The 22,804-nt window shown below is 68.2% G+C and carries 19 protein-coding genes; 6 read left to right on the top strand and 13 right to left on the bottom strand.

The genetic code is table 11. The features are described 5' to 3' along the window. Window positions 1-66 precede the first annotated feature (66 nt). A complete protein-coding gene (locus I9P22_RS09770; protein ID WP_199259299.1) occupies window positions 67-399 on the top strand; it encodes a DUF6477 family protein in 333 nt (110 codons plus the stop codon). Here I9P22_RS09770 and I9P22_RS09765 read toward each other — a convergent pair. Beyond that, window positions 386-1,969: a helicase HerA-like domain-containing protein gene (locus tag I9P22_RS09765; RefSeq protein ID WP_199259298.1), complete on the bottom strand. Its 1,584-nt coding sequence runs from the start codon at window positions 1,967-1,969 to the stop codon at window positions 386-388. The two genes, I9P22_RS09770 and I9P22_RS09765, sit on opposite strands and share 14 nt — an antisense overlap. A 506-nt stretch (window positions 1,970-2,475) precedes the next feature. Between I9P22_RS09765 and I9P22_RS09760 the strand changes: the two genes are divergently transcribed. Continuing rightward, window positions 2,476-3,204 carry an invasion associated locus B family protein gene (locus tag I9P22_RS09760; protein WP_199259297.1) on the top strand — a complete coding sequence of 243 codons (729 nt, stop codon included), beginning with the start codon at window positions 2,476-2,478 and terminating at the stop codon, window positions 3,202-3,204. Window positions 3,205-3,279: 75 nt separating this feature from the next. On the opposite strand, the gene I9P22_RS09755 is transcribed toward I9P22_RS09760, so the two are convergent. The 7 genes from I9P22_RS09755 to I9P22_RS09725 all read right to left on the bottom strand — a co-directional run bounded on the left by I9P22_RS09755 (window position 3,280) and on the right by I9P22_RS09725 (window position 12,657). Next, window positions 3,280-4,824, bottom strand: a complete 1,545-nt coding sequence (locus tag I9P22_RS09755; RefSeq protein WP_199259296.1) for a DegQ family serine endoprotease — start codon at window positions 4,822-4,824, stop codon at window positions 3,280-3,282. A gap of 213 nt (window positions 4,825-5,037) precedes the next feature. Next, a complete protein-coding gene (locus tag I9P22_RS09750; protein ID WP_199259295.1) occupies window positions 5,038-5,289 on the bottom strand; it encodes a hypothetical protein in 252 nt (83 codons plus the stop codon). A 62-nt stretch (window positions 5,290-5,351) separates the two neighbouring features. Beyond that, window positions 5,352-8,969 carry a vitamin B12-dependent ribonucleotide reductase gene (locus tag I9P22_RS09745; RefSeq protein ID WP_199259294.1) on the bottom strand — a complete coding sequence of 1,206 codons (3,618 nt, stop codon included), beginning with the start codon at window positions 8,967-8,969 and terminating at the stop codon, window positions 5,352-5,354. Window positions 8,970-9,406: 437 nt separating this feature from the next. Further along, a complete protein-coding gene (locus I9P22_RS09740; protein WP_199259293.1) occupies window positions 9,407-9,964 on the bottom strand; it encodes a 5-formyltetrahydrofolate cyclo-ligase in 558 nt (185 codons plus the stop codon). Beyond that, window positions 9,949-11,268 (bottom strand): magnesium transporter, encoded by a 1,320-nt coding sequence (gene mgtE, locus I9P22_RS09735; protein WP_408635178.1) that lies wholly within the window; start codon window positions 11,266-11,268, stop codon window positions 9,949-9,951. The genes I9P22_RS09740 and mgtE overlap by 16 nt, the downstream gene beginning before the upstream one ends. Window positions 11,269-11,400: 132 nt before the next feature. After that, window positions 11,401-12,216 carry a histidinol-phosphatase gene (gene hisN / locus I9P22_RS09730; RefSeq protein WP_199259291.1) on the bottom strand — a complete coding sequence of 272 codons (816 nt, stop codon included), beginning with the start codon at window positions 12,214-12,216 and terminating at the stop codon, window positions 11,401-11,403. 81 nt (window positions 12,217-12,297) lie between these two features. Continuing rightward, window positions 12,298-12,657 carry a helix-turn-helix domain-containing protein gene (locus tag I9P22_RS09725; RefSeq protein WP_199259290.1) on the bottom strand — a complete coding sequence of 120 codons (360 nt, stop codon included), beginning with the start codon at window positions 12,655-12,657 and terminating at the stop codon, window positions 12,298-12,300. A gap of 178 nt (window positions 12,658-12,835) precedes the next feature. On the opposite strand from I9P22_RS09725, the gene I9P22_RS09720 reads away from it, so the two are divergent. Both I9P22_RS09720 and I9P22_RS09715 read left to right on the top strand, forming a co-directional pair. Beyond that, window positions 12,836-13,804, top strand: coding sequence for an NADPH:quinone oxidoreductase family protein (locus tag I9P22_RS09720; protein ID WP_199259289.1), 969 nt, complete (start codon window positions 12,836-12,838; stop codon window positions 13,802-13,804). 123 nt (window positions 13,805-13,927) lie between these two features. Then, window positions 13,928-14,698, top strand: coding sequence for a Bax inhibitor-1/YccA family protein (locus I9P22_RS09715; RefSeq protein WP_199259288.1), 771 nt, complete (start codon window positions 13,928-13,930; stop codon window positions 14,696-14,698). Window positions 14,699-14,775: 77 nt separating this feature from the next. On the opposite strand, the gene I9P22_RS09710 is transcribed toward I9P22_RS09715, so the two are convergent. After that, the gene (locus I9P22_RS09710) at window positions 14,776-16,185 is read right to left on the bottom strand and encodes a Glu/Leu/Phe/Val family dehydrogenase (protein ID WP_233253304.1); all 1,410 of its coding nucleotides are present in this window, start codon (window positions 16,183-16,185) and stop codon (window positions 14,776-14,778) included. A gap of 57 nt (window positions 16,186-16,242) precedes the next feature. After that, a complete protein-coding gene (gene putA / locus I9P22_RS09705; protein ID WP_199259287.1) occupies window positions 16,243-19,662 on the bottom strand; it encodes a bifunctional proline dehydrogenase/L-glutamate gamma-semialdehyde dehydrogenase PutA in 3,420 nt (1,139 codons plus the stop codon). A gap of 109 nt (window positions 19,663-19,771) precedes the next feature. On the opposite strand from putA, the gene I9P22_RS09700 reads away from it, so the two are divergent. After that, entirely contained in the window at window positions 19,772-20,236 is a 465-nt protein-coding gene (locus tag I9P22_RS09700) for an Lrp/AsnC family transcriptional regulator (protein ID WP_199259286.1), read from the top strand. Window positions 20,237-20,240: 4 nt separating this feature from the next. Here the strand turns inward: I9P22_RS09700 and I9P22_RS09695 are convergent, their stop codons facing one another. Together I9P22_RS09695 and I9P22_RS24550 are read right to left on the bottom strand one after the other, a co-directional pair. Continuing rightward, entirely contained in the window at window positions 20,241-21,188 is a 948-nt protein-coding gene (locus I9P22_RS09695; RefSeq protein WP_199259285.1) for an ornithine cyclodeaminase family protein, read from the bottom strand. Between the two features lie 90 nt (window positions 21,189-21,278). Further along, window positions 21,279-21,647 carry a proline racemase family protein gene (locus tag I9P22_RS24550; protein ID WP_269846639.1) on the bottom strand — a complete coding sequence of 123 codons (369 nt, stop codon included), beginning with the start codon at window positions 21,645-21,647 and terminating at the stop codon, window positions 21,279-21,281. A 178-nt stretch (window positions 21,648-21,825) separates the two neighbouring features. Here I9P22_RS24550 and I9P22_RS09685 point away from each other — a divergent pair, with 178 nt between their 5' ends. After that, window positions 21,826-22,050: a hypothetical protein gene (locus tag I9P22_RS09685; RefSeq protein WP_199259284.1), complete on the top strand. Its 225-nt coding sequence runs from the start codon at window positions 21,826-21,828 to the stop codon at window positions 22,048-22,050. Between the two features lie 81 nt (window positions 22,051-22,131). Here I9P22_RS09685 and I9P22_RS09680 read toward each other — a convergent pair whose 3' ends face one another. Then, on the bottom strand, window positions 22,132-22,329 hold the full coding sequence (locus I9P22_RS09680; protein WP_199259283.1) for a hypothetical protein: 198 nt from the start codon (window positions 22,327-22,329) through the stop codon (window positions 22,132-22,134). Window positions 22,330-22,804: the final 475 nt, after the last annotated feature.

The following is a 22,804-nucleotide window of genomic DNA, read 5'->3' as shown; positions in this document are numbered from 1 at the left end:
GGCTTGGCGCAACACACGCTTTGGTTGTGCAAATTTTCCGAAATCGAAGCAAAAGGGAAAATCGCCATGACGATGATGGGCCAAGTGATCGCTTTCCAGCCGCGCTGCGGGCAGCCGCGCCTGCGCCGGCCGCGGCTTCTGGTGCAGGCGGCGCGACTGGGACTGCCGGGCTGGAATCGCCGCCGCGACCTGCGCCGGGTGCTGAAATGCGAAGACCTGCCGGCGGCCGGCGCCGCCCTCAAGCGGCTGCATGCCGAGGAGGCGCAGCTGGACGCGATCCGGCGCGCGGGCCGCGCCGGCTATGACGTGCATCGCCACATCATGCTGCTGATCGCCATCCTGGCCGAGACCGCCGAGGCCGCGCCCCGGCCGGTGCCGAACCCGCTCACTTGCCCCTGAACAGCGAACCGAGGATGCCGCGCACCAGCGCCTGGCCGGTCCTGGTGCCAAGCTGCCGGGCCAGGCTCTTGCCGAAGGTCACGGCGATCGAATCGCTGTTCGAACTCCGGCCGCCGCGCGCGCGGCTCGCCTTCTCAGGCGGGATCTGGACGCCCGGATCGTAGCGGCGCGCGCGGGTGTATTCGCGGTCCATCTTCCACAGATCCTCGTCCGCGCCCCCGGCTCCCGCATCGGCCCCCGCCGCGGCGGCGGACTCGGCGCGGCGGGCCAGCAGCTCGGCCGCCGACTCGCGGTCCAGCGCCTTGCCGTATTTCTGCGCCATGGGCGAGGCGGCGTTGATCGCCGCGCGCTCGGCATCCGGGATCGGGCCCAGCTGCGACAGCGGCGGCCGGATCAGCGTGCGCTGCACGATGCCCGGCACGCCCTTGGCCTCCAGCAGCGAGGTCACCGCCTCGCCGGTGCCGACGGCCTGGATGGCCTCGGCGGTGTCGAATTCGGGGTTGGGGCGATAGTTCTGCGCCGCCAGCTTCAGCGCCTTCTGATCCTTGGCGGTAAAGGCGCGCAAGGCGTGCTGCACCCGGTTGCCCAGCTGGCCCAGCACCGATTCCGGCAGGTCGGCCGGGTTCTGGCTGATGAACCACAGGCTGACGCCCTTGGAGCGGATCAACCGCGCCACCTGCTCGATCTTCTCCACCAGCGCCGGCGGCGCGTCGTCGAACAACAGATGCGCCTCGTCGAAGAAGAAGGCGATCTTCGGCTTGTCCGGGTCGCCGACCTCGGGCAATTGCTCGAAAAGCTCGGACATCAGCCACAGCAGGAAGGTCGCGTAAAGCCGCGGCGCGTTCATCAGCTTCTCGGCCGACAGGATGTTGATCATGCCCTGGCCCGAGGCGTCCAGCCGCATCATGTCCGCAAGCTCCAGCGCCGGCTCGCCGAACAGCAAGCCGCCGCCCTCGTTCTCGAGCACCATCAGCGCGCGCTGGATCGCGCCGACCGAGGCGGTCGAGACATTGCCGTATTTCAGCGACAGCTCCTTGGCGTTCTGCCCGACCCAGACCAGCATGGCCTGCAGGTCCTTCAGATCCAGCAGCGCCAGCCCTTCCTCGTCGGCGACGCGGAAGGCGATGTTCATCACCCCTTCCTGCGCATCGGTCAGCCCCATCAGCCGCGACAGCAGCAGCGGCCCCATCTCGGCCGGGGTGGTGCGGACCGGGTGGCCGCGCTCGCCCCAGATGTCCCAGAAGGTGACGGGAAAGGCCTGGTAATCCAGCGCCATGCCGATCTGGGCCGCCCGCTTCTGGAAGGGCTCGTGCAGCTTGCCGGCCGGATCGCCCGCCCTTGCGATGCCGCCCAGGTCGCCCTTCACATCGGCCATGAAGACCGGCACCCCGGCACGCGAGAACGATTCGGCCAGGGTCTGCAGGGTCACCGTCTTGCCGGTGCCGGTGGCGCCGGCGATCAGCCCGTGGCGGTTGGCATATTTCAGCAGCAGGCTTTGCGGCTGCGCATGATCCGCGCCGCCACCGCCCAGGAAGACCGTTCCGGCCGCCAGATCGACGATTTCTGTCATTTTTCCTCCACGGATCGGCAAAAAAGCGCAAGTCTCGGACGAAAGGACAATACAACCGTAAGGATTTTGTGCCAGTCTGTTCCTGTCGGACCGCCGCCAGCACGGTCGGCCGACTTCCTCCCTGTTGGACTGCCGCGCCTCCGGGCGCGGCATTTTTTCGTCCGGTTGCCTCTTTCCTGACCGGATCACGGACCGGTCATCACGATGTCACAATATGTCGATTAGGACAGTTGACGGACCCATGTCATGGCTCTAGCTTTCCGCACAATGATGACCGGCCAGTCCGGCAGGGAAGGTAACATGGGGACCCGGGGCCGCTGTCTTGCGCCCCGGGTCCTCGCGTTCCGGACCATGCGCGTCCCCGGTCGCCGGCTCTGCCGCCCGGCGCGATCCCGCCCGCTCCGGCGCGGCACGCAAAGGTGACGAGGCACGACGCGATCCGCCCTGACAAGCCGCCATGCCCGTGCTAGGACCGGGCCCGATGCATGGACCAAAGGAAGAGAACCATGGCCAATAGGACGTCCGCGGCAGTGATCGCCGCCCTCTTCACCCTGGCTGGCAGCGCCGGCAGCGTGATGGCGCAAGAGGCTGCCCAGACCCCGGCGCAGCCCGCCGCAGAAGCCCCAGCCAGCGAAGCTCCCGCCAGCGACACCCCGGCCGCGCAAGCCCCGGCCGCAGAAGCCGCCACCACCCCTGCCCCGGCCGCCGAGACGCCCGCCGCCGATGGCGCGCCCCAGGTCGGCCAGCCCTATGCCAAGTCGACGCATGGCGACTGGACGCTGCGCTGCATGAAGACCGAAAGCGGCAAGGATCCCTGCGAGCTTTACCAGCTGCTCAAGGACCAGAACGATTCGCCGGTGGCCGAGGCCTCGGTGATCCCGATGACCGGCAACGTGCAGGCCGTCATCACCTTCGTCGCGCCGCTGGAGACCGACCTGCAGGCCGGGCTGGGGCTGCAGGTCGATGCCGCCAAGGAATCGCGCTATCCCTTCATGCTGTGCGCCCGGGTCGGCTGCATCTCGCGCATCGGCCTGGCAGAGGCCGAGCTCGGCCCGCTGAAAAAGGGCAACAAGGCCACCGTCTCGGTCCTGCCCTTCGGCGCCTCGAAAGAGCAGCTGGTCAAGCTGGACCTGTCGCTCAAGGGCTTCACCGCCGGCATGGCGGCGCTGAACGAGGCCAACAAGGACCTGGCCCCCGCCGCGCCGGCCGCCCCGGCCGAGGCGCCCAAGCAGTAAGCCATGCGAAACGGGGCGCCGAACCGGCGCCCCGCCTGACTGCGGGCCGGGATCTCCCGGCCCTTTTTCATGCGCTCATTCCACCGGTAGGGCGACGAAGCGCGGCTCGCCGGCGCGGCGCACCATGATCAGGATGGACTTGCGGCCGGCCTCGCGCGCCTCCTTCACCTGCGCCTCCAGATCGGCCAGCGTCTCGACCGGTTTCTGCCCGGCCTCGGTGATCAGGTCGCCCGGAGCCAGGCCCTTGTCGGCGGCGGCGCCGGTCGGCTCGACCGATTGCACCACCAGGCCCCGGGTCTCGCGCGAGACGCCCAGCTCGGCGGCGATCTGCGGCGTCAGCGGCACCACCGTCATGCCCATCAGATCGCTGGCGGTTTCCGCGGAACTGTCCAGCTTGCCGGTGCCGGTGCCCTCGGCCAGTTCGCGCCGGCCCAGCGTCACCTTCAGCTCGACCGGCTTGCCGTCGCGCTGCACGGTCACCTCGACCGCCTCGCCCACCGGCGCATCGGCCACCCGGCGCACCAGGTCGCGCGGATCCTTGACCTCGCCGCCGTCGAAGCGGGTGATGACGTCGCCGGCCTTCATCCCGGCCTCGGCCGCAGGCCCCGAGGGCACGTCGGTGACCATGGCGCCGCTGGCATCGGCCAGGCCCAGCGAGTCGGCGATGTCCTGCGTCACCGGCTGGATCTTCACGCCCAGCCAGCCGCGCCGGGTCTCGCCATATTCCTCGAGCTGCTCGACCACCTTGCTGACCACGTTCGAGGCCATCGAGAAGCCGATGCCGATCGAGCCGCCATTGGGCGACAGGATGGCGGTGTTCACGCCGATCACCTCGCCGTCCATGTTGAACAGCGGCCCGCCCGAGTTGCCGCGGTTGATCGCCGCGTCGGTCTGGATGAAATCGTCATAGGTGCCCGACAGTGCCCGGTTGCGGGCCGAGACGATGCCGGTCGAGGCCGAGAAGCCCTGCCCCAGGGGGTTCCCCAGCGCCAGCACCCAGTCACCGACCCGCGCCTTGTCGCTGTCGCCGAACTTGACGAAGGGCAAGGGCTCGTCGCTTTCGACCTTCAGCACGGCGATGTCGGTCTTGTCGTCCTTGCCGATCACCTTGGCGGGCAGCGTCTTGCCCGAGAAGAACTCGACCTCGATCTCGTCGGCGCCCTCGATGACGTGGTTGTTGGTGACGATCAGCCCCTCGGCCGAGACGACGAAGCCCGAGCCGAGCGCGTTCGAGCGCTGCTCGGCCATCGGGCCGCGGCCGAAGGGGCTGCCCTCGTCGCCCGGGAAGCCCGGGAAGCCGAATTCGCGGAACAGGTCGCTGAACGGGCTGCCCTCGGGCAGCTGCGGGCCGCGCGCCAGCGGCGTGGCCACGGTCGAGGTCGTGGTGATGTTCACCACCGCCGGGCTGACCTGTTCGACCAGGTCGGCAAAGCTCTCCGGCATGACCTGTTCCTTGCGGGCCTGGCTGTCGGGCGCGGTCAGCGGCTGGTTGTCGTTGGCGGCGGCCTGCGCGGCCTCGGCCCCCGGGGTGGCAGCCTGCTGCGCCAGGGCGGGCGAGAAGGCCATCAGCAGGGCAAGGGCCGAAGCGGTCAGAAGATGACGGGAAGAGGGCTTGTTCATGTGGATTCTCTCCTTCCATGCCAGGGCGGCCTTTACAGGCGCCACGGCAATATGCTCATGTTCAAGGGGATTTTCGAGCCCGTTGCAAATGAACCACGCTCGCAAAGGATGAACTGATCGTGACTTGCGGGCAATGCCGGTTCGGAGGCCGTGCATGAAAAAGGTTCCGCATCCGGGGGGACGCGGAACAGGTTTCGCCATGGCGATGCGCCGTCAGTTCAGGCGCGCGGCCTCGCCGGCGCAAAGCAGCGTGACCAGGGTCGAGGCGCCGCGCATCTCGATGCCCGCCACGTCCATCGGCCGGCGGTCCAGGTCGCCGCCCAGGATCTCGACCCGGCCGGCGCCGTGAAAGGCGGCGTCGAGCAGCGACAGCACCGCATCGCCGCGCAGCTCGGCCTCGACCCCGCCGGGGATCGGGTGGATGGCGGCGGGGGTGATGCGCCGAATGCCGACCAGCAATTCCATCGTTTCGCCCTTTCCTTCGAGGATGGGCCCGGCCGCGCCATGCGCCCGGACCCGGCTGCGGCTCAGCTGCAGCCGCTGGTGGCGCCGCAGGTGTTGCATTTCATGCAGGTGCCGTTGCGGACCAGGGTGTAATTGCCGCATTCGCCGCAGGGATCGCCCTCATAGCCCTGCATCCGGGCCTTGGCGCGCGCATCCATGGTCACGATACCCACCGCCGCCGCGCCGTCCGCGGTCGAGACCGCCGCGACCGAGACCCCGGATTGCAGCGCCACCAGATCCTGCGGCAGGCGCTTCCTCAGATAGCCGGTCGAGCTGATCTGCCGCAGCATCTCCAGCGAACGCGAGGCGCCCTCGCCCACCGGGACGATGTTGGGCTGGCTCTCGTTCTCGCCGCCGCCCAGGTCGTCGAAGCGCGCGCCCTGCGGCTTCACATGCGCAAGGTCGGTGCGGTCCAGATAGCTGACCGCCAGCTCGCGGAACACGTAGTCCAGGATCGAGGTCGCGTTCTTGATGCTGTCATTGCCCTGGACCATGCCCGCCGGCTCGAAGCGGGTGAAGGTGAAGGCGTCGACGAACTCCTCCAGCGGCACGCCGTATTGCAGGCCCACCGACACGGCGATGGCGAAATTGTTCATCATCGCCCGGAAGCCCGCGCCTTCCTTGTGCATGTCGATGAAGATCTCGCCCAGCTTGCCGTCGTCATATTCGCCGGTGCGCAGATAGACCTTGTGCCCGCCGACGATGGCCTTCTGGGTATAGCCCTTGCGGCGCTGCGGCAGCTTCTCGCGATGGCTGCGCACGGCTTCCTTGACGATGATCTTCTCGACCACCTTCTCGGCGATGACCGCCACCTTTTCCTGCGGATTGCCGCTGGCCAGGATCTCCTCGGCCTCCTCGTCATCCTCGACCAGCGCCGAGGCCAGAGGCTGCGACAGCTTGGAGCCGTCGCGGTACAGCGCATTGGCCTTGATGCCCAGCGACCAGCTTAGCTCGTAGGCGGCCAGCGCATCGGCGATGCTGGCGCTGTTCGGCATGTTGATGGTCTTGGAGATCGCGCCCGAGATGAAGCTCTGCGCCGCCGCCATCATGCGGATATGGCTGTCCACCGACAGATAGCGGGTGCCCTTCTTGCCGCAGGCGTTGGCGCAGTCGAAGACCGGGTAATGCTCGGGCTTCAGATGCGGCGCGCCCTCCAGCGTCATGGTGCCGCAGACATGGTCGTTGGCGGCGTCGATCTGCGCCCGGGTGAAGCCCAGGTGCCGCAGCAGATCGAAGCCGGGGTCGTTCAGCTTTTCGGCCGGGATGCCCAGGGTCTCGCGGCAGAAGGCCTCGCCCAGCGTCCACTGGTTGAAGACGAAGCGGATGTCGAAGGCCGAGGCCAGCGCCGCGTCGATCTTTTCCAGCTCGCGCGGACCGAAGCCGTGGCCGATCAGGCTGGCATGGTTGATGCCCGGGCAATTGCCCAGGCTCGCATGGCCCACGGCATGGGCGATGATCTCCTCGATCTGCGCCGAGCCATAGCCCAGCGTCTCCAGCGCCGCCGGGACCGAGCGGTTGATGATCTTGAAATAGCCGCCGCCGGCCAGCTTCTTGAACTTCACCAGCGCGAAATCGGGCTCGATGCCGGTGGTGTCGCAATCCATCACCAGCCCGATGGTGCCCGTGGGCGCGATCACCGTCGCCTGGGCGTTGCGGAAGCCGTGCTCCTCGCCCAGGGTCAGCGCCTCGTCCCAGGCGCCCTGCGCCAGCGCCACCAGCCGCGGATCGGGGCAGTTCCCGGCATCCAGCTCGACCGGGCGCACGTTCACGCCCTCATAGGCGCCGGTGCCATGCGCCGCGGCGCGGTGGTTGCGAATCACCCGCAGCATGTGGCGGGCGTTCTTCTTGTAGCCGGGAAACGGCCCCAGCTCGGCCGCCATCTCGGCCGAGGTGGCATAGGCCACGCCGGTCATGATCGCGGTCAGCGCCCCGCAGAGCGCCCGGCCCTGCTCGCTGTCATAGCCCAGGCCCATGTTCATCAGGAGGCCGCCGATATTGGCATAGCCCAGGCCCAGCGTGCGGAAATCGTAGCTGCGCTGCGCGATCTCCTTGCTGGGGAACTGCGCCATCAGCACCGAGATCTCCAGCGTGACGGTCCACAGCCGGCTGGCATGGACATAGCCGTCGGCGTCGAATTCCTTGCCGTCCCAGAAGGTCAGCAGGTTCATCGACGCGAGGTTGCAGGCCGTGTCGTCCAGGAACATGTATTCGCTGCACGGGTTCGAGGCCCGGATCGGTCCGTGTTCCGGGCAGGTATGCCAGGCGTTGATCGTGTCGTGGAACTGGATGCCCGGATCGGCGCAGGCCCAGGCGGCATGGCCGATCTGGTCCCAGAGCGCGCGCGCAGACACGGTCTTGGCCACCTTTCCGTCGGTGCGGCGCAGAAGCTCCCAGGGCAGGTCGTCGCGGACCGCGCGCAGGAAGGCATCCGTCACGCGGACCGAGTTGTTGGAATTCTGCCCCGAGACCGAGACATAGGCTTCCGAGTCCCAATCGGTGTCATAGGTCGGGAACTCAATCGAATCAAAGCCCTGCCTGGCATATTGCAGAACCCGGTTGACATAGGTCTCCGGGATCATGCTGCGCTTGGCGGAACGGATCGCCGATTTCAACGCCGCGTTCCGGGCCGGGTCGGTGGCATCCTCGATGCTGCCGTCCCAGCCGCGGATCGCGGCGAAGATCTCGTTCAGCTTCCGTTCGTGCATCTTGGAGCCGGCCACCAGAGAGGCGACCTTCTGCTCTTCGATGACCTTCCAGTTGATGAACTGCTCGATGTCGGGGTGATCCATGTCGCAGATCACCATCTTTGCCGCGCGCCGGGTCGTTCCGCCCGATTTGATCGCGCCGGCTGCGCGGTCTCCGATCTTCAGGAAGCCCATGAGCCCCGAAGATTTCCCGCCGCCCGACAGTTTCTCGCCCTCCCCTCGAAGGGACGAAAAATTGGTGCCCGTGCCCGAGCCGTATTTGAAAAGCCGCGCCTCGCGGACCCAGAGGTCCATGATGCCGCCCTCGTTCACCAGGTCGTCGCTGACCGACTGGATGAAGCAGGCATGCGGCTGCGGATGCTCATAGGCGCTGTCCGACTTGACCAGCTTGCCCGTCTTGTAATCGACATAGAAATGGCCCTGCGACGGCCCGTCGATGCCATAGGCCCAATGCAGCCCGGTATTGAACCATTGCGGGCTGTTCGGCGCCCCCATCTGCGCCGCCAGCATGAAGCGCATCTCGTCGTAATAGGCGCGGGCGTCTTCTTCGTTCGAAAAATACCCCCCCTTCCAGCCCCAATAGGCCCAGGCGCCGGCCAGCCGGTCGAAGACCTGCCGGGCGCTGGTCTCGCCGCCATGGCGCGCCTCCTTGGGCAGTTTCGCCAGCGCCTCCTCGTCGGGGACCGAGCGCCACAGGAACTCCGGCACGCCCTTTTCCTTGACGCGCTTGAGCCGCGCCGGCACGCCGGCCTTGCGGAAGTATTTCTGGGCGATCACGTCCGAGGCCACCTGGCTCCAGCCCTGCGGCACCTCCACCGCCTCGTTGCGGAAGACGATCTTGCCGTCGGGGTTGCGGATCTCGCTGGTGGTGGTGGTAAAGGAAAGCGCGCCATAGGCGCCGCTCTCGGCCGTGGTAAAGCGCCGTTCGATCCTCATTGCCGGTGTGTCCCCCATTCCTGGCCCCGCTGGGCGCCGCAGGACGCCGGCCCCCGACGCAGGGCGCGGGGTCGGGCGACCGTCGGACGGCAGCCGGGAAACTTTATTCTTGAACCAGGCACCGCATTGGGCCGGATCCAATGCGGCGCGGGAGGTTCGCCGCGCGGGACACTAGATCTGGTGGCCTTGCGAGCCTGAAATACAAATTGACGCGAGACGTCCGTCAATTCAATCGAATTTTTTGCTGGACTCTCGTACCGCGGCCCCGTCCGGCAAGGGGCACGAGATTCGCTGCAACTGCAGCGTTAACAAGTGAAAATTTTCGCCCCCGCGCGAAAATCCGAATGATCTGGCGGGCTTCCCGGCATCGGTTCAGACGCTTTCCACAGGATTATCCCCAATCCGGGACCGTCAGGGTTGCAGCTTCGTTCGCAGATTCACGCTTCGGGATTTTTGCGCTGCGGCAGGATGACGCCCCTGTCGGTCACGATCAGATCCAGCGGCTGGTCGGTGGGCTCGACCGGAATCGCCCGAATCTCCTGCACGGCGAAGGCATAGCCGATCGCCACGACGCCGCCCTCGGCGCGCAGCTTTTCCAGGGTCCGGTCGTAGAAGCCGCCGCCATAGCCCAGCCGGTTGCCCTGGCGATCAAAGCCGGCCAGCGGCACGATCAGCACCTCGGGCCGCAGTTCCGGCGAATCGGCGGGCGGGTGGCTGGTGCCGAAACTGCCGGCCTCCAGCCGCCCGTCCCAGGCGCGGAAGACCAGGGGCCGGCCCGGACCGGGCACCACCGGCAGGCAGACCGGGCCGTCATGCGCCGCCATGGCCGGGCGCGGATCGGCCTCGTCGCGCATCGGCCAGTAGCCGGCCAGCACCTTGCCGCGATGCGGGGCCAGCGCCGCGATCAGCTGGCGCGCCATGGCCGCGGCATCGCCGCCCTGCCCGCGCGCCGCCAGCGCCTGCCGCCGCAGCGCCGCCTTCAGATCAGGATCCATGACGCCAGCCCCAGGAATGCGAAGAAGCCCATCATGTCGGTCATGGTGGTGACGAAGGTGCCCGAGGCCAGCGCCGGGTCCAGCCCCAGCTTGCTGAGGCTCAGCGGCACCAGCACGCCGCCCATGGCCGCCACCACCTGGTTGGCGATCATCGCCATGCCCAGCACCAGCCCGATCGGCAGGCTGCCCAGGATGACGGCGCCGGCCAGAGTCAGGATCACCGCCAGGCCCAGCCCGTTGAGCATGCCCGCCATCAGCTCGCGCAGCACCACGCGGCGGGCATTGGCGCTGGTCAGCTCGCGCGTGGCCAGCGCCCGCACCGCCACGGCCAGCGACTGCGTGCCGGCGATGCCGCCGGTCGAGGCGACGATGGGCATCAGCGCCGCCAGGATCACCAGCTGCGCCAGCGTCGATTCGAAGCGCGAGATCACCAGCGCCGAAAGCGAGGCGGTGCACAGGTTGATCACCAGCCAGGGCAGGCGCTGGCGCGCGGTCTGCAGCGGCCCGTCCGAGACATGGCTGTCGTCCGAGACCCGGGCCATGCGCAGGAAGTCCTCCTCATGCTCCTCGTCCAGCACCGACATGGCGTCGTCGATGGTGATCACCCCCACCAGCCGGTCGTCGTCATCGACCACCGGAGCCGAGATCAGGTGATACTTGTTGAAGGCATAGGCCACGTCGCCCTCGTCCTGGCGGGCCGAGACGGTGCGGAAGCTGTCCTCGGTGATGTCGCGCAGCGCCACGTCGCGGCGCGAGGCCAGCAGCTTGCCCAGCGTGACATAGCCGGTCGGGTGGCGGCGCGGATCGACCAGCACGACATGATAGAACTGGTCGGGCAGCCATTCCTCGGCGCGCAGGAAGTCGATGGTCTCGCCCACCGTCCAATGCTCGGGCGCGGTCACCACCTCGGATTGCATCAGCCGGCCGGCCGAATATTCCGGCCAGGTCAGCGAGCGTTCGACGGCCGCCCGGTCCGATTCGTCCAGCGCCGCCAGGATGGCCTGCTGCTCGGGCTCCTCCATGTCCTCGATCAGATCGACGACATCGTCGCTGTCCATCTCGCGCACGGCCTCGGCCAGCACCTCGCGCGGCAGCTGCTCGACCACCTCCTCGCGGATCGATTCGTCGATCTCGGACAGGATCTCGCCGTCGATCTCGCCGGAATAGAGCTGCAGGAAGATGCGCCGCCGCGCCGGGTTCAGCTGCTCGATCAGGTCGGCGATGTCGGCAGCGTGCATCGGCTCCAGCGCCGCGTCCAGCGCCGGGCCGTCGCCGTCGTCGATGGCGCGGTTGATCGCCTCCATCTCCTGCCGGCTGGGCTGGAAATCATCCTCGGGGGCGTCGGTCTCGGGCTCGGTCATGGCTGGCTCCTCGGCATTCTAGTCCTGGGACGAGGATTGCGGTTGGCGGCACCATAGGGGGCTTGCGCCCGGGCCTCAATCGCCGTTCAGAAGCGCCAGCGCCTCGGCATGCAGCTCGGCCGAGCCGGCGGCGATGATGGTGCCGCCGTGATGGGCCGGCCCGCCGCGCCAATCCGTCACCACGCCGCCCGCCGCCTGAACCACGGCGATGGGCGCGGCCACGTCATAGGGCTGCAGCCCCGCCTCGATCACCAGGTCGACATGACCGGCGGCCAGCAGCGCATAGGCGTAGCAGTCCAGCCCGTAGCGCACCAGCCGCGCCCGGGCTGCGACGCGGGAAAACGCCGCATGTTCCCGGGGCGAGCCGACCTCGGGATAGGTGGTCATCAGCGTGGCCTCGGCCAGCGCTACGCCCTGCCGGACCCGCAGCGGCACCTCGCCCGCGCGCGAGATCAGCCGGGCGCGGCCCAGGCCGCCCTCGAACCGTTCATCCAGATGCGGCTGGTCGACGATGCCGTAGATCGGCCCCTGCGCGTCGCTGAGCCCGATGAGCACGCCCCAGCTGGGCGCCCCGGCGATGAAGGCGCGGGTGCCGTCGATGGGATCTAGGATCCAGGTCAGGCCGCTCTGTCCGTTCTGGACACCGTATTCCTCGCCCAGGATGCCGTCCTCGGGGCGTTCGGCGGCCAGGATGGCGCGCATGGCGCGCTCGCTGGCCCGGTCGGCCTCGGTCACCGGATCGAATCCGCTGCCGGCCTTGTTGTCGGGGCGCAGCGCCGGGCTGCGGAACAGGCTGAGCGTCTCGGCCCGGGCGGCATCGGCCAGGCGATGCGCCACGGCCATGATCCGGTCGCCCCCTTCGACAGGGATTCGGTTGTTCGCGCTTGTCATGGCCTGCCCCCGCGGATGTCCTGGGCGCAGGTTTAGCCGCACCGGCCCGCAAGCGGAAGCCTCGGGCTGCGGCGGGGCGCCTCAGGCGGCGTCGGACAGCACCCGTGCCAGCTCGAAGATCTGGCGGCGCTGCGCCTCGGGCATGGCGTAATAGGCGCGGACCAGCTGCAGCGCCTCCTTGTCGGCCAGGATGTCGCCCTCGACCGTGTCCGGCAGCTGCCCGTCCTCGAGCCCCTCGAAGAAGAAGCTGACCGGCACGTCGACCGCCCGGGCGATATCCCAGAGCCGCGAAGCCGAAACCCGGTTCATCCCGGTCTCGTATTTCTGGATCTGCTGGAACTTGATCCCGACCTTCTCGGCAAGCTGCTGCTGGGTCATGCCGATCATCCAGCGACGGTGTCGGATGCGCTTCCCGACGTGGACGTCAACGTTATGCTTCATGGTAACACCTCACTCAATCTAAACGGGCGCTACACCAGTTTGACGCAATTTTCGAGCTTGATAATGTCGACTTGTCCAAAAAGACAAGCACTCGCAACCGGGGCGGCGCGCTATCCGAACCCCCCGGAAACACTGGAAAAAGCGGCGCCGCAAGGGCTGACAACGGACAGGATGGATCATGAGCGCGAGCTGGAAAATGATGCAAATCAAGGAAATGTCGGGACTTCCCGTGCCAGCGGCCCTGTCGCTGGGATCGCCGGGGCCCGGACAGGTGCTGGTGCGGATGCGCGCCGCGGCGCTGAACTTCGCCGATCTGCTGATGACCACCGGCCGCTACCAGGAGACACCGCCCCTGCCCTTCGTTCCCGGCCTCGAGGGCGCGGGAGAGGTGCTGGCCGCCGGCTCCGGCGTGGCGCTGGCGCCCGGCACGCGCGTGGCGGTGCAGGCCCAGGGCACCATGGCCGAGGCCAACCTGTTCCCCGCCGATTGCTGTCACCCGATCCCCGACGCCATGAGCCATGAGGAGGCGGCGGGCTTCCTGATCGCCTATGGCACCAGCCATTTCGCCCTGACGCTGCGCGCCGGCCTGCGCCCGGGCGAGACGCTGGCGGTGCTGGGCGCCGCGGGGGGCGTCGGCCTGACCGCGGTCGAGATCGGCGCCGCCCTGGGCGCCCGGGTGATCGCCGTGGCGCGGGGCGAGGAGAAGCTGGCCGTGGCGCGCGCCGCCGGCGCCGCGGTCTGCATCGACAGCGCCACCTGCACCGATCTGCGCGCCGCGCTGCGCGACCTGGGCGGCGTCGATGTGGTCTATGATCCGGTGGGCGACGCGCCGGGCGAGGCCGCCTTCGGGGCGCTGCGGCCCGGAGGGCGCTTCCTCGTCATCGGCTTTGCCGGCGGAACGCCTCCGGCGCTGCCGCTGAACCACGCGCTGGTGAAGAACATCGCCATCCACGGCTTCTACTGGGGCGGCTATCACAAGCTCGATCCCGACCTGCTGCGCCGGGACATCGCGGCGCTGTTCACACTCTACGAGCAGGGCCGGCTGCATCCGCATGTCGGCGCCACCCTGCCGCTCGACCGGCTGGCCGAGGGCTATGACCTGCTGGCCAGCCGGCGCTCGACCGGCAAGGTGATCGTTAGCCTCTGAAATTTTCGTCAGCGGCCCGGTGAATCGCGCGCTGCGCATTGAAAAACCGCCGGGCTTTGCCAATATCTGCGTGGATGGTGGGCCGTTCGGGGCCGCACCGCGATTTTCGACCGGGGAGAACCTATGCAAGACTACAATTCGATCCGCACGGCCGGGACCGCGACGCGCTCGGCTGCCGTGGACGAGGGCCTGCGCGCCTATATGAACAAGGTCTATGGCCTGATGGCCGTGGGCATGCTGGTCACCGCCGGCACCGCCTGGGGCATGGCCGGGCTGACCCTGTCCGACACGCCCACGCAATGGGCGCTCGGCAATGGCCATTACCTGACCGAGTTCGGCAAGACCCTCTACCTGTCGCCGGTGAAATGGCTGGTGATGTTCGCGCCGCTGGTCATGGTCTTCGCGTTCGGCGCCGCGCTGAACCGGCTCTCGGTGCAGGGTGCGACGACGCTGTTCTATGCCTTCGCCGCGGTGATGGGCGTCTCGATCAGCTGGATCTTCGCCGCCTATACCTCGTTCTCGATCGTCCAGACCTTCCTGGTGACGGCCATCGCCTTCTCCGGGCTCTCGCTCTGGGGCTACACGACCAAGCGCGACCTGTCCGGCATGGGCACCTTCCTGCTGATGGGCCTGATCGGGCTGATCGTGGCCTCGATCGTGAACATCTTCCTGAAATCCGGCGCCATGCAATTCGCCATCTCGGCGATCGGCGTGCTGATCTTTGCCGGTCTGACCGCCTTCGACACGCAGAACATCAAGAACACCTATCTGCAGCTGGCGAATTCGGACCGCGATTTCCTGGGCAAGTCGGCGATCATGGGCGCCCTGCAGCTTTACCTGGACTTCCTGAACCTGTTCATGTTCCTGCTGCAGTTCCTGGGCAACCGCGAATAAGCGGCGCGGGCCGATCACGGAAACAGCCCCGCCGGCGACGCGCCGGCGGGGCTTTTCCTTGTCGCGACCCCCGGAGCCTAAAGCCCAATGGCCTTGTAGGCCTGCGCCACCTCGTCGATGGCCAGCACATAGGCGGCGGTGCGCAGGTCCGGGTAGCTGCCGTCGGGGCGGTTCCACAGCGCGCTCATCCGGCGATAGGCGGCGCGCATGATGTCGTCGAGCCCCGAGCGGACCAGCGCGATCTCGCTGCGCGCCTCCAGAAAGCGGGCATGCTCGCTGGGGAAATCCCGGCCGGTCATCTGCTCGAGCGAGCGCGCCAGCAGCCGGTGCTCGTCCTCCTCCAGCCGCCGCTCCATCAGGCCGAAGGGGATGTGGCTGAGGTTCTTCACCCATTCGAAATAGGACACCACCACGCCGCCGGCATTGGCGAACAGGTCGGGCAGGATGATCTTGCCGGCCTGGCGCAGGATGGTGTCGGCGGCCTTGGTGGTGGGGCCGTTCGCAGCCTCGACGATCAGCGCCGCCTTGATCGAGGCGGCATTCTCCTCGGTGATCGCGCCCTCGGCTGCGGCGGGAATCAGGATGTCGCAATCATCGGCCAATGCGCCCATGTCGGGCGGGCTGACCGCGCCGCCGGCAAAGCCCTCGACCGAGCCGGTCTGCACCAGATGCGCCTTGAGCGCATCGATGTCGATGCCGTCGGGATTGCGCACCACGCCCGAGCGTTCGATCACCGTGACGATACGGACGCCATCCTCCTGCGACAGGAACTTGGCGGCGTGGAAGCCGACATTGCCCAGCCCCTGCACCACGCAGGCCAGGCCCGACAGGGTCTCGGACCGGAAGCCGGCGCGGGCCCGGTCGGCGGGATGGCGGAAGAATTCGCGGATCGCATATTGCACGCCGCGGCCGGTGGCCTCGGTGCGGCCCTCGATGCCGCCGCCGCCGACCGGCTTGCCGGTGACGCAACCCAGCGCGTTGATGTCCTGCGGCCGGGCGCGGCGGTATTCGTCGGCGATCCACATCATGTTCAGCTCGCCCGTGCCCATGTCCGGCGCCGGCACATTGGCGGCCGAGCTGAGGAATTCATGCGCCATCAGCTCCTGCGCGAAGCGACGGGTGATCTTTTCCAGCTCGGTCTCGGTCCAGTCGGCGGGGTCGATCTTCAGCGCCCCCTTGGAGCCGCCGAAGGGCAGCCGCACCAGCGCGCATTTGTAGGTCATCAGAGCCGCCAGCGCCTCGACCTCGTCCTGGTCGGCATTGGGGGCGAAGCGGATGCCGCCCTTGGCCGGGCGGCTATGCGTCGAATGCACCGCCCGCCAGCCGGTGAAGGTATGCATCCGCCCGCGCAGCCGCACGCCGAAGCGGGTGACATAGGTCGCGTTGCAGACCTTGATCTTCTCGGCCAGCCCCTCGGGCAGGTCGCAATGCGCGGCCGCGACGTCGAACATCTCGTTCACATCGGCCAGGAATGATTGATTGCTCATGGAACGCCTCCTCCGGGCTCTTTGGGGAAACAGGGGGCCGCGGCCCCCTGTGGAATGTCAGCCGGCCAGCAGCGCGGCGTTGCCTCCCGCGGCGGTGGTGTCGACGCAAAGGTGGCGCTCATGGGCGACATGGGCCAGGTCGGGCATGGCGGTGACCAGCTGCACGATCTCGCCGTCGCGCGCGGCCAGGGCCTGGGCATAGGCGCGGCCGCGCGCCTCGTCCCCCCACCAGAGCACGGCGGAAAGCTGCGGCAGCCGGGTCAGGGCCTCGGGGGGCAGTGCGCCATCGGCGCCGGCGGCCTGCCCGCCAAGCGCCTCGACCGCCGCCACCTGCGCCGCGACCGTATCGGCGCCGGGGCCGAGGCAGAGCAGCGGCGGGCGGCTATGCGCAGTCAGGCGGTTCAGCTCGCCCGTGGGGCCGGGCATCAGCCGCTCCTCGATCTTCTTCGGGGCCGCGCTGGCCAGAGCGCCGCGCAGCCGGGCCTCGTCGGCCTGGCCCTGCCAGCCGCCGGCCGGGGCCGCAGGCGCGGCAGGCGCGAAGAAGCGTGGCACATAGCGCGGCCCCCCGGCCTTGGGCCCGGTGCCCGACAGCCCCTCGCCGCCGAAGGGTTGCGATCCCACCACCGCGCCGATCTGGTTGCGGTTGACGTAGATATTGCCGACATGGATGGCATCCGAGACCTCCTGCACGCGCGAGTCGATGCGGGTGTGCAGCCCGAAGGTCAGGCCGAAACCGCGGGCGTTGATCTCGGCGATCACCTGGACAAGCTGGTCGCCCCTGAAGGTCGCGACATGCAGGACCGGGCCGAAGATCTCGCGCTCCAGGTCGGCGATGCCGGAAACCTTCAGCATGGTCGGCGGGATGAAGAAACCCCGCGACGGCGCGGCCAGCCTGTGCAGCACGCGGCCCGCATTGGCGGCGATGTAATCGGCGATTTCCTTCTGCGCGCCGGGGTCGATGACCGGGCCGACATCGGTGGCCAGGCTCCACGGATCGCCGACGCGCAGCTCGTCCATGGCGCCCTTGATCATCTGGATCAGATGTGGCGCCACGTCCTCCTGCACATAAAGGCAGCGCAGCGCCGAGCAGCGCTGGCCGGCCGAGCGGAAGGCCGAGTTCACGATGTCGCGCACCGCCTGTTCCGGCAGCGCGGTGGAATCCACGATCATCGCGTTCAGCCCGCCGGTCTCGGCGATCAGCGGCGTGCCGGGTGCCAGGTTCGCGGCCATGGTGCGGGCGATGGTCTGCGCGGTCTCGGTCGAGCCGGTGAAGACCAGCCCCGAGACGCGCGGGTCCGAGGTCAGCGCCGTGCCGACCACGCGGCCGGCGCCGGGCAGCAGTTGCAGCGCGGCTTTCGGCACGCCGGCTTCGTGCAGCAGGCGGATGGCATAGGCGGCGATGACAGGGGTGGGCTCGGCCGGCTTGGCGATGACGGCATTGCCGGCCATCAGCGCCGCCGCGATCTGGCCGGTGAAGATCGCCAGCGGGAAGTTCCACGGGCTGATCGCGCCGACGATGCCGCGCGGGGTCCCGAGATGGGGTTCGCCCTCGGCGGCGTAATAGCGCAGGAAGTCCACCGCCTCGCGCAGCTCGGCCACCGCGTCGGGCAGGGCCTTGCCGGCCTCGCGCGCCAGGATGCCGAAGATCGGGCCGTAATGCGCCTCGTAAAGATCGGCGGCGCGGCGCAGCACCGCGGCACGCTCGGCCGCCGGGGCGTCCCAGATCCGAGCGTCGTCGATGGCGCGGGTGGCGGTCTCGGCATCGACCATCAGCACCTGGGCGATCTTTTCTCCCGTCGCCGGGTTGACGACATCCTGCATCTTGCCCTTGGGCTCCGAGACCGTCAGCGGCATGGCATCCGGGATCGCCCCGTCGCGGGCGGCGTAGATACGGGCCAGCGTCTCCTCGTCGGTCAGATCGAATCCGGTCGAGTTCTTGCGCGACGCGCCAAACAGCGCCTCGGGCACCACCAGCGAGCGCGGCGGCTTCGCCGTGGCCAGCGCCTCGAACGGGTCGCGGGCGACCTCCTCGGGCGAGACCGCCTCATCCACGATCTGGTGCACGAAGCTGCTGTTGGCGCCGTTCTCCAGCAGGCGACGCACCAGATAGGCCAGAAGGTCGCGATGCGCGCCGACCGGCGCATAGATGCGGCAGCGGGTGTTGTGGTCGCGCAGCACGATGTCGTGCAGCCGCTCGCCCATGCCGTGCAGGCGCTGGAACTCGAAGCGGGTCTCGCCCGCCATCTCCAGGATCGCCGCGACGGTATGGGCGTTGTGGGTGGCGAATTGCGGATAGATGCGGTCGGCATAGCCGATCAGCTTGCGGGCATTGGCGATATAGCTGACATCGGTCGCCACCTTGCTGGTGAACAGCGGAAAGCCGGGGAATCCCTCGACCTGCGCCCGCTTGATCTCGGTATCCCAATAGGCGCCCTTGACCAGCCGCACCATGATGCGCCGGTCCAGCCGCTCGGCCAGCGCATGCAGCCAGTCGATCACCTGCCCGGCGCGTTTGCCATAGGCCTGCACCACGACGCCGAACCCGTCCCAGCCGGCCAGAGAGGGATCGGCCAGCACCGCCTCGATCACCTTCAGGGACAGCACCAGCCGGTCCTGCTCCTCGGCGTCGATGTTCATGCCCATGCCGGCGGCCTTGGCCTGGCGCGCCAGCTTCAACACCACCGGCACCAGCTCGGTCATGACGCGGGATTCCTGCGCCACCTCATAGCGCGGATGCAGCGCGGACAGCTTGATCGAGATGCCAGGATTCTCCTCGACCGAGCCCCTGGTGCAGGCTTTCGCGATCGCCGCGATGGCGTCGGAATAGGCGCGGTCGTAGCGCGCCGCATCCGCCCCGGTCATCGCCGCCTCGCCCAGCATGTCATAGCTGTAGGTGAAGCCCTGCGCCTCGCGCTTGGCCGCGCGTTCCAGTGCGCCTGCGATGGTCTGGCCCAGCACGAACTGCCGGCCCATCTCCTTCATCGCGCGACCGACGGCGGTGCGGATCACCGGCTCGCCCAGCCGCCGCACGGCGCGGCGCAGCGTGCCGGCGATGCCGGCCTGGTCGTCGTCCAGCACCTTGCCGGTCAGCATCAGGGCCCAGGTCGAGGCGTTGACCAGCGAGGACGACGCCTCGCCCAGATGCCTGCCCCAGTCCGAGGGCGCGATCTTGTCCTCGATCAGCGCGTCGATGGTCATGCGGTCGGGGACGCGCAGCATCGCCTCGGCCAGGCACATCAGCGCCACGCCTTCGCGCGTGGACAGCCCGTATTCGGCCAGGAAATGCTCCATCATCGTCGGCCGGGCCTCGTCGCGGATGCGGCGCACCAGCAGGGCGGCGCGGGCGCTGATCGCGGCGCGGGCCCCGGGATCCAGCGCCGCTTGCGCGACCAGCCCCTGCAGCAACGCCGCCTCGTCAGCGAATTTCGCCTGCGCGGGAAACAGCTCCGAAAGCACGGGGGGGTTGACAGGGCTCATGCCGATCTCCTTATTCGATAGGACAGGAATACCAGATGGCTGCCAGGCGGTGCGCCTGAAATGTGCCCATTTGCTAGGCCGATGGAACAAATTCGGGACGATTTGCAGAATGGATCCGGATCTGGACGCGCTGGACAGGAAGATCCTGGCGGAACTGACCCAGAATGCCCGCATCCCCATCGCCGAACTGGCGCGCCGGGTCGGGCTGTCCAAGACCCCGGTGGCGCAGCGCATCCGGCACCTGGAGGAGATCGGGCTGATCACCGGCTATCGCGCCATCCTGTCGCCGCTGAAGCTGGGGCTGACGCATGTGACCTATGTCGAGGTCAACATGACCGACACTCGCGAACACGCGCTGCAGCAATTCAACGCCGCCGTCCGCGCCATCCCCGAGGTCGAGGAATGCTACATGATCGCCGGCGGCTGCGACTACCTGATGAAGGTCCGCTCGCGCGACATGGCGGATTTCCGGCGCATCCTGGCCGAGAAGATCTCGGTGCTGCCGCATGTCAGCAACACCTCGAGCCATGTCTCGATGGAGGCGGTGGTCGAGCAGAACTTCCGCCTGGGCTAAGGGCTCAGCCCGCCATCACCCGGGCGATCCAGGACGCGATCATCAGGTCGAGATGCGCGCCGCCGCCGTTCTTGAAGACGGTGATCTCGTCATCCGATTGCCGCCGGCGCGCGCCGGGGCGCAGCAGGTCGTAGAGATCGCCCAGCACGCTTTCGGGGCTGATCGCGCCCGAGGCGATGGGCAGCATCAGCTCGCCGATATGGCCCAGCGTCGTCTCGCGGCTGTCCACGAAGATCGCGGCCCTGGCCATCAGCGCATCGTCGGCCTCGCGCATGTCGGCCTTGAAGGCGCCGATCAGGTCGACATGGGTGCCTGGCCGTACCCAGTCGCCCAGGATCACCGGCTGCCGCGCCATGGTGGCCGACGTCACGATGTCGGCCTGCCCCACCGCCGCCTGCAGGTCGGGCACCGCCACCAGCTCGACCCGGACGCCCTCCAGCCCCTCCACCAGCGCCTGCGCCTGTTCCGGGCGGCGCGCCCAGACCGAGACGCGCTCGATTCCCGGCAGCACCGCCGTATAGGCCTTGACCAGGCTGGTCGCGACCGTGCCCGCGCCCACGACCAACAGGTGGCGGCTGTCGGGCCGCGCCAGCAGGCTGGCGCCCAGCACGGAATCGGCGGCGGTCTTGATCTCGGTCACCAGCGGGCTGTCGACGATGGCTTGCAGCGCGCCGGTCCCGCCCCCAAAGACCAGCATGGCGCCCTGGACGGTCGGCAGTCCCCGCGCCGCATTGCCGTCGAAGACGGTGAAGGTCTTGGCGCCATAGCCCAGCCCCTCGATCCAGGCCGAGCGGCTCATCATCGTGCCGGTCGGCGGGCCCAGGAACACGTCGCGGATCTGGGCTCGAGGCAGCGCATGGCCCTGGCGCAGCGCCTCGACGGCATCGCGCCAGTTCAGCCGGCCGATCGCCGCGTCATAGGACAGGAATTGCGGGGCAGCGTTGCTGGTCATGGTCGGCCTTGCCTCCTTTGGCCCGGACCCTCACGCGGCCGGGCTGTCGTTGCGCGGGGCCCGGCGCGGCGACCCCGCCGGGCGGTTTCCTCAAGCCCGGCCCCTGCCGGCGGCGTCGGGGCGGCGTCTCCGCCATCGGCCGGGTATCCGGCAGGCGATAACCGCACGGGAACGGGTCGGCCGGATCGAGCTCAGCTGCCTGGTGCCGGTGATCCGGGCCCGGCCCGAGATGACCGGGCTGATCGCCGGCCTGCCGTTCAGGCCAAGCTCGCCGTCGATGCGGCAATGGAGATCGGTTTGCAAGAGCGAGGTGCCGACGAAGCGGTCGCCGGTCCTCATCCGGCCCTTGGCATGCAAGACCGCCATGCGGGCCGAACAGCCGGTGCCACAGGGCGAGCGGTCCAGCGTGCCGGGCCGGATCGCCACCGCGTTCCTGCTCCAAAGCGCGCCGTCCCGCATCTGCACCGGGTCGGTGATCTGGCAGAAGGGAGATATGCGCCGAATCCGAGATCGCCAGTTCTTCGAGACCGGGCCATCTTGGAATCGGCCGCCATCAAGCTGCCGGTGTCGCATGAGACACCCGAGACCTTCGCCGAGGCCGAGGCCTTTCTACGACGCCTTCGCCCGCAAAACTAACGTGGCGCAATGGCCGGCACTGAACGGGCGGGGCCACAGCCGCCAGCGCATCCGGCCGGCGCTGTCGCATGGCCAGGGCACTGCGGATCGCGAGCATCGCCAGGTTCTCGCCGCCCACCGCGAGGGCGATGCCGAAAAGGCCGGCACCCTGCTGCATGCCCATGTCATGGGCGCCTGTTCGTCGCTGCTGCACCATGTGCCGGCCGGCCGGGGCAAGAGGTCCTGAGGCCACGCCCGTGGCCGGTCCCGGTCGGCAAGAACGCGAAAGGCAGCCCGCAGGCTGCCTTGAAACGCCGATTGCCGGGAATCACTCGGCCGCGAAGCTGGTGGCGAATTGCCCGCACCAGTCGCTCGACTTCACCACCGGCCAATAGCCCCGGCTGTCGGCATCCTTCTGGGTGACGGGCGGGTTGGCGCGGCACAGGCCGGAATCCGAAAGCGTGCTGGCGGAGTTGGCGACGTGATCCTCATAAAACGCACAGGCGTTGCAAGCGGTATTTGCCATTCTGGTTTCTCCTGTCTGGCTGGCTTCGTGGTTGCTGGCTGGCGTTCCGCTGGCTGGCGACCTTGTGCCGGATATAGCGGGCCATCTGGGGGAGGTCAATAAATAATCAAATAAAAACATATAGTTGACTGAATTCCTTGGTGAAGGATTCCCGATACGAACGCTCGGGTTCGGATTTTGCGTCCTGTGAAAAACGCTCGGGAATGACGTCAGGGGCGGCGGTTTGCCGCGCCGCATCACAGCCAATCCCGGCCCGCATTTCCGGTCGATGGGCCTTGCGGCATTTCCGTGTGGGCGATGAAGAAAAACCATAAAACTCGACATATTCAGCACCCGGCCGCCTGAGAACATCCCGGAAAAATCAACCGCTTTCTCTATCGAAATTCGTTAGGTTGTGTTGACAAAAAGGATTCCCCTGCGCGCCTGGCTGTGATTCAAGATCATCTCTACGTGGGAGGTGACCTTGGCACGCAAT

The sequence above is a fragment of the Paracoccus binzhouensis genome (assembly GCF_016446475.1).
In the GTDB taxonomy this organism is placed as follows: Bacteria; Pseudomonadota; Alphaproteobacteria; order Rhodobacterales; family Rhodobacteraceae; genus Paracoccus; species Paracoccus binzhouensis.
This window is presented reverse-complemented; position numbering and strand designations above follow the sequence as displayed.

Excerpts from the sequence above, each read along its gene's own strand:
- hisN (WP_199259291.1), bottom strand. The coding sequence starts at position 12,216 with ATGACAAGCGCGAACAACCGAATCCCTGTCGAAGGGGGCGACCGGATC.
- I9P22_RS09740 (WP_199259293.1), bottom strand. The coding sequence starts at position 9,964 with ATGGATCCTGATCTGAAGGCGGCGCTGCGGCGGCAGGCGCTGGCGGCG.
- I9P22_RS09750 (WP_199259295.1), bottom strand. The coding sequence starts at position 5,289 with ATGGAATTGCTGGTCGGCATTCGGCGCATCACCCCCGCCGCCATCCAC.
- I9P22_RS09695 (WP_199259285.1), bottom strand. The coding sequence starts at position 21,188 with ATGACCAGCAACGCTGCCCCGCAATTCCTGTCCTATGACGCGGCGATC.
- I9P22_RS09755 (WP_199259296.1), bottom strand. The coding sequence starts at position 4,824 with ATGAACAAGCCCTCTTCCCGTCATCTTCTGACCGCTTCGGCCCTTGCC.
- I9P22_RS24550 (WP_269846639.1), bottom strand. The coding sequence starts at position 21,647 with ATGCGGGACGGCGCGCTTTGGAGCAGGAACGCGGTGGCGATCCGGCCC.
- I9P22_RS09765 (WP_199259298.1), bottom strand. The coding sequence starts at position 1,969 with ATGACAGAAATCGTCGATCTGGCGGCCGGAACGGTCTTCCTGGGCGGT.
- I9P22_RS09770 (WP_199259299.1), top strand. The coding sequence starts at position 67 with ATGACGATGATGGGCCAAGTGATCGCTTTCCAGCCGCGCTGCGGGCAG.
- I9P22_RS09710 (WP_233253304.1), bottom strand. The coding sequence starts at position 16,185 with ATGAGCAATCAATCATTCCTGGCCGATGTGAACGAGATGTTCGACGTC.
- I9P22_RS09680 (WP_199259283.1), bottom strand. The coding sequence starts at position 22,329 with ATGGCAAATACCGCTTGCAACGCCTGTGCGTTTTATGAGGATCACGTC.
- I9P22_RS09745 (WP_199259294.1), bottom strand. The coding sequence starts at position 8,969 with ATGAGGATCGAACGGCGCTTTACCACGGCCGAGAGCGGCGCCTATGGC.
- I9P22_RS09725 (WP_199259290.1), bottom strand. The coding sequence starts at position 12,657 with ATGAAGCATAACGTTGACGTCCACGTCGGGAAGCGCATCCGACACCGT.
- mgtE (WP_408635178.1), bottom strand. The coding sequence starts at position 11,268 with ATGGAGGCGATCAACCGCGCCATCGACGACGGCGACGGCCCGGCGCTG.
- I9P22_RS09720 (WP_199259289.1), top strand. The coding sequence starts at position 12,836 with ATGAGCGCGAGCTGGAAAATGATGCAAATCAAGGAAATGTCGGGACTT.
- I9P22_RS09715 (WP_199259288.1), top strand. The coding sequence starts at position 13,928 with ATGCAAGACTACAATTCGATCCGCACGGCCGGGACCGCGACGCGCTCG.
- I9P22_RS09700 (WP_199259286.1), top strand. The coding sequence starts at position 19,772 with ATGGATCCGGATCTGGACGCGCTGGACAGGAAGATCCTGGCGGAACTG.
- I9P22_RS09760 (WP_199259297.1), top strand. The coding sequence starts at position 2,476 with ATGGCCAATAGGACGTCCGCGGCAGTGATCGCCGCCCTCTTCACCCTG.
- putA (WP_199259287.1), bottom strand. The coding sequence starts at position 19,662 with ATGAGCCCTGTCAACCCCCCCGTGCTTTCGGAGCTGTTTCCCGCGCAG.